The organism is Flavobacterium glycogeni, from assembly GCF_048286775.1.
Lineage (GTDB): Bacteria > Bacteroidota > Bacteroidia > Flavobacteriales > Flavobacteriaceae > Flavobacterium.
In genome coordinates this window covers 38257-52579 of the sequence record NZ_JBLVPV010000012.1, presented here as the reverse complement: position 1 = coordinate 52579, position 14323 = coordinate 38257, and the positions used below count along the sequence as shown (strand labels likewise).

Annotated in this window: 12 protein-coding genes; 4 read left to right on the top strand and 8 right to left on the bottom strand. The window is 32.6% G+C overall.

Annotation, left to right across the window (positions count from 1 at the left end; genetic code table 11):
* Window positions 1-2: 2 nt before the first annotated feature.
* From ACNQGX_RS11125 to ACNQGX_RS11100, 6 genes are all read right to left on the bottom strand, one after another.
* Window positions 3-308: a hypothetical protein gene (locus ACNQGX_RS11125; RefSeq protein WP_345956972.1), complete on the bottom strand. Its 306-nt coding sequence runs from the start codon at window positions 306-308 to the stop codon at window positions 3-5.
* Window positions 309-672: 364 nt separating this feature from the next.
* Window positions 673-2142 (bottom strand): lipopolysaccharide biosynthesis protein, encoded by a 1470-nt coding sequence (locus ACNQGX_RS11120; protein ID WP_417976265.1) that lies wholly within the window; start codon window positions 2140-2142, stop codon window positions 673-675.
* Between the two features lie 51 nt (window positions 2143-2193).
* Window positions 2194-2811 (bottom strand): hypothetical protein, encoded by a 618-nt coding sequence (locus ACNQGX_RS11115; protein ID WP_417976263.1) that lies wholly within the window; start codon window positions 2809-2811, stop codon window positions 2194-2196.
* Complete coding sequence (locus ACNQGX_RS11110) at window positions 2804-4102, bottom strand: glycosyltransferase family 4 protein (protein WP_417976261.1); 1299 nt, start codon at window positions 4100-4102, stop codon at window positions 2804-2806. The genes ACNQGX_RS11115 and ACNQGX_RS11110 overlap by 8 nt, the downstream gene beginning before the upstream one ends.
* A 50-nt stretch (window positions 4103-4152) precedes the next feature.
* Window positions 4153-6576, bottom strand: a complete 2424-nt coding sequence (locus ACNQGX_RS11105) for a YfhO family protein (protein ID WP_417976259.1) — start codon at window positions 6574-6576, stop codon at window positions 4153-4155.
* 48 nt (window positions 6577-6624) lie between these two features.
* Window positions 6625-6906: a DUF4834 family protein gene (locus tag ACNQGX_RS11100; RefSeq protein ID WP_417976257.1), complete on the bottom strand. Its 282-nt coding sequence runs from the start codon at window positions 6904-6906 to the stop codon at window positions 6625-6627.
* 124 nt (window positions 6907-7030) lie between these two features.
* Between ACNQGX_RS11100 and ACNQGX_RS11095 the strand changes: the two genes are divergently transcribed.
* Window positions 7031-7990 (top strand): transporter, encoded by a 960-nt coding sequence (locus ACNQGX_RS11095; protein ID WP_417976256.1) that lies wholly within the window; start codon window positions 7031-7033, stop codon window positions 7988-7990.
* A gap of 23 nt (window positions 7991-8013) precedes the next feature.
* Window positions 8014-9132 (top strand): GTP cyclohydrolase, encoded by a 1119-nt coding sequence (locus ACNQGX_RS11090; RefSeq protein ID WP_417976254.1) that lies wholly within the window; start codon window positions 8014-8016, stop codon window positions 9130-9132.
* A gap of 86 nt (window positions 9133-9218) precedes the next feature.
* Here the strand turns inward: ACNQGX_RS11090 and ACNQGX_RS11085 are convergent, their stop codons facing one another.
* Together ACNQGX_RS11085 and ACNQGX_RS11080 are read right to left on the bottom strand one after the other, a co-directional pair.
* The gene (locus ACNQGX_RS11085) at window positions 9219-9695 is read right to left on the bottom strand and encodes a hypothetical protein (protein ID WP_417976252.1); all 477 of its coding nucleotides are present in this window, start codon (window positions 9693-9695) and stop codon (window positions 9219-9221) included.
* Window positions 9696-9816: 121 nt separating this feature from the next.
* Complete coding sequence (locus ACNQGX_RS11080; RefSeq protein WP_417976250.1) at window positions 9817-11079, bottom strand: cysteate-C-fatty acyltransferase; 1263 nt, start codon at window positions 11077-11079, stop codon at window positions 9817-9819.
* 313 nt (window positions 11080-11392) lie between these two features.
* Between ACNQGX_RS11080 and ACNQGX_RS11075 the strand changes: the two genes are divergently transcribed.
* Together ACNQGX_RS11075 and ACNQGX_RS11070 are read left to right on the top strand one after the other, a co-directional pair.
* Window positions 11393-12367, top strand: coding sequence for a M20/M25/M40 family metallo-hydrolase (locus ACNQGX_RS11075; RefSeq protein ID WP_417976248.1), 975 nt, complete (start codon window positions 11393-11395; stop codon window positions 12365-12367).
* A gap of 171 nt (window positions 12368-12538) precedes the next feature.
* Window positions 12539-13324, top strand: a complete 786-nt coding sequence (locus ACNQGX_RS11070) for an NYN domain-containing protein (RefSeq protein WP_131916895.1) — start codon at window positions 12539-12541, stop codon at window positions 13322-13324.
* The last annotated feature ends 999 nt before the right edge of the window (window positions 13325-14323 follow it).

Sequence of the window (14323 nt, the reverse complement as noted above, 5' to 3'; positions counted from 1 at the left end):
TGCTATTCTGAATAGCATTTTTCTTCAAATGTATTTCCATCTTCGTCAATGGCTATCACTATATTTTTTTCTTTGGAAGAAACATAAGTTAAATAAATCCAGCCAACCGACCATACGCCTAATGTCATACAACAAAGTAAAAAATTAAACCCGTGATCGACGTCTTTCCTGCCTTTTGATAAAACAGCAAAAGGCAATGTATCGTTCCTTTCGATAATTATAAATCCATTATGGATTTTATTAGCTATGATACTAGTAAATTTTTGTAGGCTTTCTTCGTTTATGTATGGATTGCTTTTCATAATCATTGGGGTAAATTATTTTAGCTATTTATTATTGTCTTTTATAAAGATAACAACTGCAAAAGTAAGGATAGTCGCTTATTTGTACAATACCCACTTTTAGTGATTTTTGATCTATCCAAAAACAATTAAACGACTATGATTTTCACTGTTAAAGTTATCTACAAATATATTTTTTTAGATACTTTAAAAGTTACACAATAATTGTTTAAAGTTATAATATTCACATATAAAACTCTTTAATCATTTATAGAATAAAGACTCCTACCATTATTTTCTCAAGGGAGAAAACCCAAATCTCAGATGAAATTTTGTAGGAAATATTATTTTTAGAAATTAAGATTAGTTATTATTTTGAACTGAAAAAAAATTACAACTTAATTCTCAACTTTTTCAAAACTACATCTAGCGCTTGATTAATTTCAATGGAAATAACAAATTTGTAGTTAATATAAACGTATAAAAGAGTAACCAAAATTGATTTTAATCCAATGCTTATTATTGGGCTAAAAGGAAACTCCCAAAAATAAAATGCCAAAAATATTCCAAAAGTAATTGCAAGAGAATACAATGTCTGCTTTGTAAATGGATATAAATGCAAACGCTTGACCACAAAAAGTAACTTGGCAATGCTATAAAAAGTTATTGACAATAAAGTCGCAAAAGCAGAACCCATAATTCCGTACAAAGGAATAAAAATCGCGTTTAATCCAATTGCCAAAGCAACTAAAAAGACTCCTAGAAACAATACGGCTCGATAATATTTTGTATTGAAAATAATGGCATTATTGTTCCCTAAAATTAAATCAAAATATTTAGAAATTCCAATCATAAAAACAACTGGAATACCCCCTCTATATACTTCTGGAACTATTTCGTACAACTGATTGATATTAACAAAAATCCCCAACATCACAAAACCGCCGACTACTTGTAAATTGATAGATGTTTTTTTGTACAAATCATTCAACTCATCATGTTTATTTTCATGCATCAGCTTGGCTGTAATTGGATAAACAATTTGGTGCATCGCCCGGCTTGGAACTGATATGACCAAAGCGATAAATGTTGCAATAGAATAGTAGGCAATATTTTCAATTACCATATATTGGTTGAGCATAATTTTATCACCATCCAACAGTAAATTAGCCACACTTCCTGATAAAATAATATAAAAAGTATACTCCATTAAATTTTTCACATTATGAGGTATGGCAAATTGAAAACTTGGCCTTTTAATATAAAAGGCATAACCCATTGTAATAATTAGTGCTAAAAAATAAATTCCGGCAGTAATATAAACAAAATCCACAACCGATATCCATTTATAATAAACACCAATCAGTGCAATTAAAGAAAACAATCTTAGTCCTACTTCTTTAACAAAATTCCCAAAAACCGAATGCATGTGGACTCTGGCCCAAGCATAAAAAATTTCGAAATAAGCCATGCATAATCCGATAAATGGAATAAGCCAAATAAAGTCTTTGACAACTGGATTTTTCTTTGATACAAAAAATAAAATATCATCAAAGAAAATAAATCCAATAAGAATTAGAGGAATAGACAACAGTAAAGGAAACAATACGGTAAAGGATAAAAATCGGGATCGCTCTTCATCTGTTTCGTATTGCGAATAAAATTTCACTAACGTATTTTGCATTCCTATTGCAAATAATGGCATGATCACATTAGCGACAGAAAGGATATAATTAGTTAAGGCATAATAAGTAGCTCCCAAAAAAATAGGATACAAATAAAGGGTATTTATTGCACCAATTCCAAAACCTAAATAAGTGATTATTGTATTCTTTAAAGATTGATTTAATACTATTCCCATTTTTTTGTCATTGCGAGGCACGAAGCAATCTCACTTTTAATTTACGATTTGTTATTCCGCACAAATATCATTATAATATTGAACTAACTCTAAAATTTTACTCTTTGAAAATTCTCCTTTATCAATTTTCTTGTTAATTACTTCGCAATCAGAAAAATATTTTGCTGCTTTTTTATAGAAACCGCTATTTAAACTTGTAGGATGTTTTTCGTTTGCTCTTTTAACATATATTTCTACGGCAACATTTTCTATACCACTTCGAAAAGAAACAAAATTATTGGTAACAATTTGTGTATTAGGATGATTAAAACCATTTGAATTAATAGCAAAATTCTGAAATATCTTCCTAACTCTTGCATATAAAGTAACATTACCTTCCTCGACAACTTCTAATAATTGAGGTTCTGGTTTAGAAAATTCTTCAAGTGAAACATACTCGAATTTTACAGTTGATTCAAATCCAAAAAAAGTAATACCTTTTACCATATCATAAGACCAACTATCTGTTTTACTATTTAACGAGGCTCTGAATAATATATTATTTTTATTTATACTCCCAAATCCATCAATGGAACTTCCATCATTAAAAAAAATAATAGCTTCTTGATCTTGACTAAATACAAAATTTGCAATTAGTATAAAAACAAATGTTATGAACTTCTTAATCATAATTGTTAAGCAATTCAACCAATTCTTTGGTAAGATTTTTTCTGGAATAGCGCTGTAATCCAACTCCGTTGGCTTGTAATTTACCTTCCAAAAACTGATTATAAAAGTCCAAAATTACACTTTTAAGTTTCACTTTCTCCGAATAATCAAAAAATACACCTGTATTGGTTTCCGTTATGATTTCGGCAAAATCAGAACCGTTAGGGCCAATCGCAATAATAGGTCTGTTAGAAACCAAATATTCAAATAATTTTCCTGGAATAATGCTTTTAGTATCTTCGGAATCAATTTCTATAAGCAGCAAAACCTGTGATTTTCTTTGGTGTGCAATCGCTTCTGAATGCGAAACATAACCCAAATTATTCAAATAGGAATTTAACCCGAATTGAGTAATCGTTTCCAAAACTTCCTGACTCACAGCTCCAATTAGTTTTATTTCCAAATGCGATTTTAAATCTGGAATTTCATGAATCAATTCAACCAAACTTTCCCATAAAATCAAAGGATTTCTCTCGGAAAGAAAAGAACCAATATGCGCTAAGCTGAACTTTGAATCCAAAATTTGTTTCCCAACTTCTTCCGTATCATAACCATTGGTTATGACCGCAATTGGTTTATTTGTAATCGCTTGAAATTCCGTTTTAGTAGTCTTACTAGTTACTATAATTGTATCGGCTGTATTTAAAACCTGATGTTCTAATGCTTTATGTTTTTTGGCAGCAAAACTGGACAATCGCAATGATTTATGATAGCCAATAGTAGTCCACGGATCCCGAAAATCGGCAAACCATTTCAAATTTAATTTTTGTTTTAATTCTAATCCAATAAGATGCAGACTGTGTGGCGGTCCGGAAGTAATAATGGTGTCAATATCATTTTCTACAATGTATTTCTCCAGATAAGCAACCGATGGTTTTACCCAAAAAACACGTGCATCGGGAATAAAAAGATTTCCACGAATCCAAAGAAAGGTTTTGTCCAGAAAAGATTGCTTTTTCTGATTTGGAATAATTCCCGAACTGATTTTTTTGGTTTTGTTTTTCGAAAGAAAAGAAGCCAATTGATACGGTTCAAAAATCTTATGTTTCAAAATAATCGCTTTATCAGAAACTTCCTTAACCAAGTTTTCATCAACAATAGGATACGTTGGATTCTCCGGAATATAAACAATAGGCTGAATACCAAAATCAGGCAAGTACTTAACAAACTTAAGCCAACGTTGCACGCCAGGTCCTCCAGCCGGTGGCCAATAATAGGTAATTATTAAAATTTTCTTTGGTTCTGGTTTCAATTTAATTGTTTTATGGTAGTAGAGACGCACTGCAGTGCGTCTCTACCTAATTACACGGTTTTTTTTCTTTCGAAATAAATCCCACCTGCTAAGAGTAACAGCATTCCTATTGAACTTATCAACGTAATCGTGCTTCCGGTTTTTATCACTTGAGGCTCAAACTTAAATTCAATGGTGTGTTTTCCTGCAGGAATTATCATTGCTCTCAAAACATAATCTACTGGAAAATGCGCTGTTTTTTTTCCATCAACATAAGCATTCCAACCTTTTCCATAATACATTTCGGAGAAAACAGCTAAACCTTCTCCTAAATTTTCAGAAGCATATTTTAGATAATTGGGCTTATAAACATTAAGTTTAATATCACCTTGACTCCATTCTTTTTTATAAAACCCTTCTCCAGTTCCTTTAACAATAGAACCATATTCATAATCATTGAAAACCGCCACATTTTTAGAATCCAAACTATCTAACGCTTTCATCTCTTCATCAGCAGAATTTACCAATTTTACTTGGCTCACAAACCATGCATTTCCATTAACATCCGGATTTGACACTGGGAATTCCTTTCCTTCTTTGTCTTTTTGTATCACATACTTTACATTAAGCATATTAAGGACTTCTATATTGTTTTTGGAAATCTGATAATCAATTAATTGCTGCATTCTTCTAGGTCTTACGGCGCTGTAACCACCAATAGATTTATGGAAAAAAGAAGCTCTTGCACCCATTAAATCTCCCACTTCAAAAACGCGGTAATTAGCCGTGTCTTTTAGAATCTCAGCATCAGAAGGTGACTCTTGAAAAGGCACATCAACTTGACTTCCGCTTACAAAATCTTTTCCCGAAACATACTTTTTATCCACAAAAAACAAATCGGAAACCATCAATAAACCTACAATTATAATGGCTGTATTTTGGGCAAATCTATCTTTAATGAACAACCATAAAACGCCTGCTGTTAACACAATAAAAAAGCCTGAACGCAATAAATCAGCACTGTATAAACTCATTCGATCCAGCTTAAGGGCGCTTACAAATTCTGGACCATAACTTTCTTGAAAATAAGCATCGTTTCCTCCAGAAAAACTGAACAAACTTTTGCTTAAAAATAAAATCAAAATAATTCCTAAACCTAAAATTGTCGTTTCATACAATGCTTTCCATTGCAGTTTTTTATCTAATTTGAAGAAAGACTGTAATCCCATAATAGCCAAAACTGGAAAACACAATTCCAAAACAACTTGGATAGAGGATACCGCTCTGAATTTATCGTACATTGGAACATAATCAATAAAAAAGTCAGTCAAAACGGGGAAATTTTTACCCCATGAAAGAACTAACGCAACTATTGAACCGGATAGAAATACATATTTAATCTTTCTTTTATCGATAAATAAAGCCAAAATCGCCAAAAAGAATACTACAATTCCAATATATGCAGGAGCTGCCACAATAGGTTGATCGCCCCAATACGTTGGCATTCCCGAAACAAAATCAGTTGCCTGATCCTCTGGAACTCCCTGACCTATCATGAATTCATACATATTACTGTCTTTTCCAACAGCCTCATTATTAGAACCACCAAAAAGTCGGGGTGCAATAAGATTAAAGCTTTCCATTACCCCATAACTGTACTCCGTGATATAATCTTTAGACATTGAAGATGTAGTCTCGTTTTTTGACCCGTTTGGATTGAATGTCAGTTCGCTTTTACCTCGAATACTAAAATCCGCATATTCAGAAGTTGCTAATAGATTCGTAGCATTGGCACCAATAGCTAAAATTCCTGCCGCTGCTAATATCCCAAAAGAATACAACAGTGATTTATACTCTTTCTCTTTTACTTGCTGATACAAAAAATAAGCAGAAAGTATCAATAGGAAAATCAATAAGTAATAGGTCATTTGGAAGTGATTTGCATTGATTTCTAATGCTGTCGCAAAAAGCGTAATCAAACCTCCCAGAATATATTTTTTTTGAAATACCAGAATAAATCCGGCTATAACCAGCGGCATATACGCAATCGCATGCGCTTTTGCATTATGACCAACTCCAAGAATAATAATCAAATAGGTAGATAAACCAAAGGCTAATGCACCAAAAAAGGCTTTCAAAGGATCTACTTTTAACACGAGCATCAAGCCATAAAACCCAAGAAAATATAAAAATAAATAATCTGCAGGGCGTGGTAAAAATCGCAATGCATCGTCTATCGCTCCAATATAATCGTGCGGATATTTTGCTCCCAATTGATAAGTTGGCATTCCACCAAAGGCTGAATTAGTCCAATACGGTTCAACATCATCCGTGGCTCTAAAGTCATTTTGTTCTTTGGCCATTCCCGTATACTGCACGATATCAGACTGAAAAATTTGTTTTCCTTGCAAGACAGGATAAAAATATAGGAGAGAAATTACAACAAAACCAAGTATGGCTAGGGAGTGCGGATAGAACTTATTTATTATTTTCAATGTAAAATGGTTTGGATTAGAGTAAAAACGGTGCTAATAACGGCAAATTTAATCTATTTCTTCGTAATCAACATAATCTCCCACTTTTTTGGTTTCGCGTGGATTTTTTGTATTCGCCGTATTGTATATTACTTCATCCTTACTTTGTGTTTTTTTCCAAGTATTGTCTTGTGCATACTGTTGTTGCTTCTGCATATTTTCTCCTGCTTTCTCCACTACTTTTTTAAGCAATAAAGGCAAAAATAGTTTTGCTAAAAATTTAAAAATATAATAGAAAGCGATCATATAAAAAAGCGCTTTTATAAAACCAATGAAAGAGGCTGTTTGCATATAAGTGTAATTTTTTCCAAAATTAATAAATCAACCGTTCAAAATTAAAATATCTCTCTTAAATAAATAATAAAATATAGTACATTTGAAAAGCGTTATTACTTTTTAACCCAAAAAAAATAAGATGTCCAAAATCAAAATCTTACTTATCGTAGCTATTTCAATGATTCCAAGTATTCATTATGGCCAACATACCGATCAAATAAATTCTAACAGACCAGGTGAAACCATGTCGGCTTATTCAGTTGGAAAATCGGTAATTCAAATAGAAACAGGCGTTTACGGAATAAAACAAAACCATAGTTTACTGAATTATGATGCCAATGGTTTTGGAATTGATGCCACATTACGATGGGGTTTATTCATGGAAAAACTGGAATTGATAGCCGATATACAATACCAAAATGAAAAATACACCACCTTATTTAACAGCACAAATCAAGCAGATTTTAAACAAACTGTTTTAGGAGCCAAATATCTAATTTACGATCCTTTCAAAAATTACGAAAAAAAGGTAAACATATACAGTTGGAAAGCCAATCGAGCATTTAGTTGGCGCCAATTAATTCCAGCCGTTTCCGTATTTGCGGGAGCTAATTTTACTTCCAAAGATAACCCTTATGTTTTTTCATCAAATAATCCGAATTCTTTTTTACCCGAATCCGGTATATCACCAAAAATTGTATTGATTACACAAAACCACTTGGGTGATGGAAAATGGGTTTTTGTAACCAATATCATAGCTGATTATGTGACAACAGATTATCCAAGTTATGCTTATGTGTTAACTCTAACTAGAGGATTTAATGACAAATGGTCTGGGTTTGTAGAAAATCAAGGATTTAAAAGTGATTTATACAGTGATGCCATTGTTCGTGGTGGCGCGGCTTATTTATTGAATAAAGGCATGCAAATTGATGCATCGATAAGTACAAGTCTTAAAGATACTCCTTCTGTACTTTATGGAGGCATCGGATTTTCTTGGCGCTATGATGCCAATTATCAAGAAGTAAGAATAAACATTGACAATAATGATTCTGATAAAAAAGCATTAAAAAGAGCAAAAAAGACAAAAAAAGGATAATTTATAGCATTTCAAAAAACATAATGATTACGATAAAAGAAGCTACAACAAAAAGTGAATTAACGAATTATATCAAATTCCCTTTTTCTTTATACAAAAACAATAAATATTGGGTTCCGCCAATCATTGCTGATGAACTGGAAACTTTTGACAAAACAAAAAATCCAGCTTTTGAAAATGCCGAAGCGTATTTTTACATTGCCTATAAAAACAATGAAATTGTAGGTAGAATTGCGGCAATCATTAATTGGAGTGAGGTAAATGACCAGCAAAAAAAGAAAGTCCGTTTTGGTTGGTTTGACGTGATTGATGATATTGAAGTGACGAAAGCACTTTTGGAAAAAGTGTATGAATTAGGTCGAAAAAACAATTTAGAACACGTTGAAGGCCCAATGGGATTTTCAAATTTAGATAAAGTTGGTGTCTTAACGGAAGGTTTTGACGAGATTGGAACTATGATTACGTGGTACAATCATCCCTATTATGCCAGTCATTTTGAGCAATTGGGCTATCGCGTAGAAAAAGAATACTTAGAAAGTAAATTTCCTTTCGAAAACGTAAAACCAGAATTTTTTGAAAAGGCAAATGATTTGGTAAAAAGAAGATACCAATTAAGTCCGCTCAATTTCAAAACTACTAAAGAAGTGATGCCACATGTAGATAAAATGTTTGATTTGTTCAACGAATCTTATGCTTCTTTGTCGTCTTTTGTAGCTATTTCAGACATTCAAAAAGAATATTTCAAGAAAAAATACATCAGTTTTATCAATCCTGAATTCATCAAATTTGTGGAAGACAAAGACCATAACATTGTTGCTTTTAGCATTGTAATGCCTTCTTTTTCAGAAGCGTTGCAAAAATCAAAAGGAAAATTATTCCCATTTGGATTTCTTCATTTGCTGAAAGCCAAAAACCAGAGTAAGGATATGATTTTCTATTTGATAGGCGTTCATCCTGATTATCAAAATAAAGCTGTTACTGCGATAATTTTCAATGAATATTACCATACTTTCAAAGAAAAAGGAGTTATCAACTGTTTCAGAACTCCTGAATTAGCGAACAACCTTGCCATTCATAACTTATGGAAACACTTCAATCCTGTTGTTCACAAACGAAGATGTACTTTCCTGAAGAATTTGTAGCAGTTTAGATTGTACTATTTAAAACAGAAAATCCATCGAAACTGATGGATTTTTTTGTTTTAAACAACCTTGCTTTATCGCGAAAATTACATTTTGCAATCTACTACTTTTGTCAAAACGATATTTCCTTCAAATTTTAGTTGCTTCGTGTCTTTAAAAGTAACTTTTCCTTTGTTATCATCTACAATATCTCCATAACCTTCAACATACGTATTTCCCTTTTTCAAAAAGGCAACTTGACGAATTGACGAAACTCCTTCGGACATAAAAGTATATTCTGCAAAAAGCGTATCGCCCTTTATTTCTCCAACTAAAGTCCCTTCGTTTTTATCTTTTTCAAAAAAATTATAACTCAATTTCCCTGATGCTATTTGATTTCCTTTTATATTCAAAGACATCGAAATAGTATCTTTTTTAATAATCGCACTATAGCATTCTTCTGAAATAGGTTCTTCTACAACAATTTCTTCTGATGGAACTGGGACTTCTTCCATTTCTTTTTCTTTTTTACAAGAGACTAAAACACTCATAAAAACGACACTCAATAAAATCACTTTTTTCATAAACTTTAAATTTTAAGTTGCATAAATATACTATTTATTTGCTAAATTCATTTCAAAAAAAAAATCCATCAACAAAAGTTGATGGATTTTTTATAAACTTAAAATTGCAATAATTTTAAAACTAAGCGTCTAAATCAACTGTAGTCCTGTCAGCAATTTCTTTATAAGTACCGTTTTCCAGTTTTTCACGAATAGCTTCAAAAGCCGTAAGTGTTTCGTCAATATCTGACAAACTATGAGACGTTGTTGGTATCATTCTTAACAAAATAATTCCTTTTGGAATTACCGGATAAATCACAATCGACAAGAATATTCCGTAATTCTCTCTCAAATCATTTACCATAATCATTGCTTCCGGCACACTTCCTTGAAGATAAACTGGTGTAACACAAGTATTAGTATCTCCAATGTCGAAGTTTCTAGAACGCAATCCACTTTGCAATGCATTTACATTTTCCCAAAGTTTGTCTTTCAATTCTGGGTGATTACGCAACAATTCCAATCGTTTCAAAGAACCAATTGTTTGAATCATCGGTAATGCTTTAGCAAACATTTGCGAACGTAAATTGTATTTTAAGTAATCGATAATGTCTTTATCAGCCGCTACAAAAGCACCAATATTAGCCATCGATTTTGCAAAAGTAGAAAAATAAACATCAATTCCATCTTGGCAACCTTGCTCCTCACCTGCTCCAGCTCCTGTTCTACCAAGAGTACCAAAACCGTGAGCATCATCAACCAAAAGACGGAAATTGTATTTCTTTTTCATTTCTACAATCTCTTTCAACTTTCCTTGTTGTCCACGCATTCCAAAAACACCTTCAGTAATAAAAAGAATTCCTCCACCTGTTTCCGTAGCTATTTTGGTAGCACGTTGCAGGTTTTTCTCCATACTTTCGATATCGTTGTGTTTGTAAGTAAAACGTTTTCCACTATGCAAACGAACTCCGTCAATAATACAAGCGTGCCCATCAACATCATATACAATCACATCATTTCTAGTCACCAAAGCATCAATTATAGAAACCATTCCTTGGTAACCAAAATTCAATAAATAAGCTGATTCTTTCATTACAAAAGCAGCTAATTCATTCTCTAATTGTTCGTGATATTTAGTATGACCACTCATCATACGAGCACCCATTGGAGCAGCTGCACCAAATTCTAACGCTGCATCCGCATCTGCTTTACGCACTTCTGGATGGTTTGCAAGACCTAAATAGTCATTCAAACTCCAATTCAAAACCTCTTTTCCTTGAAATTTCATTCTTGGGCCTAAATCTCCTTCTAATTTTGGAAATACAAAATATCCTTCTGCTTGTGAAGCCCATTTACCTAACGGTCCTTTATTGTTTTGAATTCTTTCGAATAAATCTTTTACCATAATATATTGAAGTAATAATTTTAATTTTAAGAAGTTGCAAAAATAATTATTTAAATTTTATAATGGTATTGAAAGTAAACTTATTTTTCAGGAGCTATTTAGCTACGCCGAATCTTCGATGTCCTGCTCTCCGCTATATCTTTTGTGCCGTCAAGAAAGATTGCTTCATCCCTCGTAATGGCGGCACAAAAGGATGCCTCCCGATAACCATCGGGATCATCAGGGCTAAAATAGATTCCAATAATAAACTTTGTATATTTGGTGCGCATTTTCGATATCAATACAGCAATTCATTTTTTAAATTTTAAATATTATGCCATCTCATTATAAATTCGCTCTTGTCCTTGTTTTCACATTATTACTCAGCAAAAATTTAATTGCTCAACATACCATTAATACCCGTACTTTTTATAAGCATGAAAAATATTTAGCTTCCGATGAATTACAAGGTCGCTTTCCAGGAACAAAAGGCAATAATGATGCGGCAACATATATAGCAAAGTATTTTAAAAAATATGGACTGCAAAAATTTGGCAACAGTTATATGCAATCTTTTAAATTATTTGTAAAACCGGAAACAAACCATGCAAAATCAGATAGTGTAACCACTCAAAATGTGGTTGGATACATAGAAGGATCGGATGAAACTTTAAAAAACGAATTCATTGTAATTGGAGCGCATTATGACCATTTGGGATGGGGAGGAAAAGGAACGGGAAGCAAAAAGAAAGAAACTATCGCTATTCACAATGGTGCTGACGACAATGCTTCGGGAGTTTCGGCTTTGCTGTCTATTTTAAAAGAATTATCAAAAACGAATCAACGACCGCTAAGAAGCATCATTTTTATAGGATTCAGCGGAGAAGAAGGAGGATTACTGGGTTCGAAATATTTTGTAAACCATCCTCCAGTTGCCAGTAATGCTCTTAAATTGATGATCAATATGGATATGGTAGGCCGATTGAACAAAGAAAAACATTTATATATGGGAGGTGCCGGAACTTTTCCTGATGGCGTAGCATTAATGAAAAAACTAGGAGAAGGCAGTGGACTCAACCCTGTTGTCAACGCTGGCGATGTTGGTGGATCCGACCATGTTTCTTTTTACAAAAAAAACATTTCGGTTGTGGGGCTTCACACAGGAGGACATCCTCAATACCATACCCCGGAAGATGATGCACATTTAATCAACCAAGAAGGCGCTGTTTTGGTTTGCAAGTATATTTATAATGCATTAGTAACAATAGCCAACTACAATCAACCTTTGTACTTTATTAAACAGGATTAAAAAAGAGACTCTAGTGTGCAAAATGAAACTGCTGTACAAACTAATTTGGCTTAGCACCCACAACAGTGAGTCTAAATAAGGGTCAGATAAACTGGCTTCGGAACAATTTAGACAAATATTTGTATATTTGAAAAGCATTGTATAGACTAATGCCAATTAAAACAATAATATATGTCACAAGACACAAAAGAATTAAAACTGGCCGTTCTCATTGATGCTGACAACGTTCCTTATAGTAATGTAAAAGGAATGATGGAAGAAATTGCCAAATTCGGAACACCAACCACCAAACGCATCTATGCAGATTGGACTAAACCCAATGCTAACGGCTGGAAATCAGTTTTACTGGAACACGCTATTACTCCTATTCAACAATACAGTTACACAATAGGTAAAAACTCCTCAGATTCTGCTATGATAATCGATGCCATGGATTTATTATATTCAGACAAAGTGGATGGATTTTGTATCGTATCAAGTGACAGTGATTTCACACGTTTGGCCATCAGACTGAGAGAATCAGGAATGAAAGTCATTGGAATTGGAGAGAAAAAAACGCCCAACTCATTTATAGTTGCCTGCGATCGTTTTATCTATATCGAAGTATTAGACGGAGCCATAAAGAAAAAACAACCGAAACGTTCCTCAGACACTAAAAAACCAATTGGAAAACCCGTTGAAAAACCTATTGAAAAATCACTCAGTAAAATAGATTTACATACCATAGAACTTATTGAAACTACAATAGAAGATATTTGTGATGATGATGGCTGGGCATTTCTTGGTGATGTAGGAAACCTAATTGTAAAGAGAAAACCTGAATTCGACCCAAGAAACTATGGTTTTGCTAAATTAACCCCAATGCTAAAATCCCTAACCGATATTCTTGAAATTGACGAAAGAGATTCAGATAAAAAAGGTATCAAACACGTTTATGTTCGATTAAGGTTTAGCTAATAGACCACTATTTCCATCAATGCCATAAAGACCCATAATTTATCTGCTCCTAATTAAATATAACACAAAAAAGGAGGACCCTTAGAGTCCTCCAGTTGTCGGTTCTGATTTACCATTATCAACTCATACAATTATATTAGTATAGCTGACTATTGAATTATCATATCTTATTGTAAGATTGATATACTCAAGTAATTAATCAAAACCACACTCAAAGATACAATTTACTCTCACCAAAACAATTAAAAATCAACCATTTAACGAATCATTAACGCACTGATTCATAGCGTAGCAATTACATTCAAATAGTAATTTTGCACTTATAAAATTCATCCCTCTAATTCTTATTTTAAAAATTCTTTAAATTCCTTTTAAAATTAAAATTCTCTAAAATTGAACCATAAAAAAAGGAGGCCTTTTTAAAGGGCCTCCTATGTGATTCTGAATTACCTATACTAACTCTTACCGTTACTGATATAGTCGATTGTGAGTTATCAATCTCATTATAAGATTGATATTCTCAAGTATTCAATCAGAATCACATATCAAAGATATTATTTTTTACCAAAAAACACAACTAAGAATCAGTACTTTAACCAATAATTAACGTGTGGATTTATAGCAGTAAAATTGCTTTTAAAAAAAAAGCAAAAAGGAAATTATTACTCTGGCATATAGCCACAAAAAAGGAGGCCTTTTAAAGGGCCTCCGAATGTAGATTTTGATTTACCATTTATCAAACATACCGTTCAGTATGAAATGACAATTTGAATACTCTTCTCTTTGCAGATGGTTTTTACTCAAGTGATTAATCAAAACCACACTCAAAGATACAACTTATGTTAGTTGAATTTAAAAAAAACAGCACTTTAACTCTAAATTAACGTGTTGATTTTTAATTAATTACAGTTGAATACATTCTTTGAATTCCAAACAATATAGAGATCGCTATGATTAACAGCTAGTTTGAACTGCTAATGACATCATCCCGATGAAATA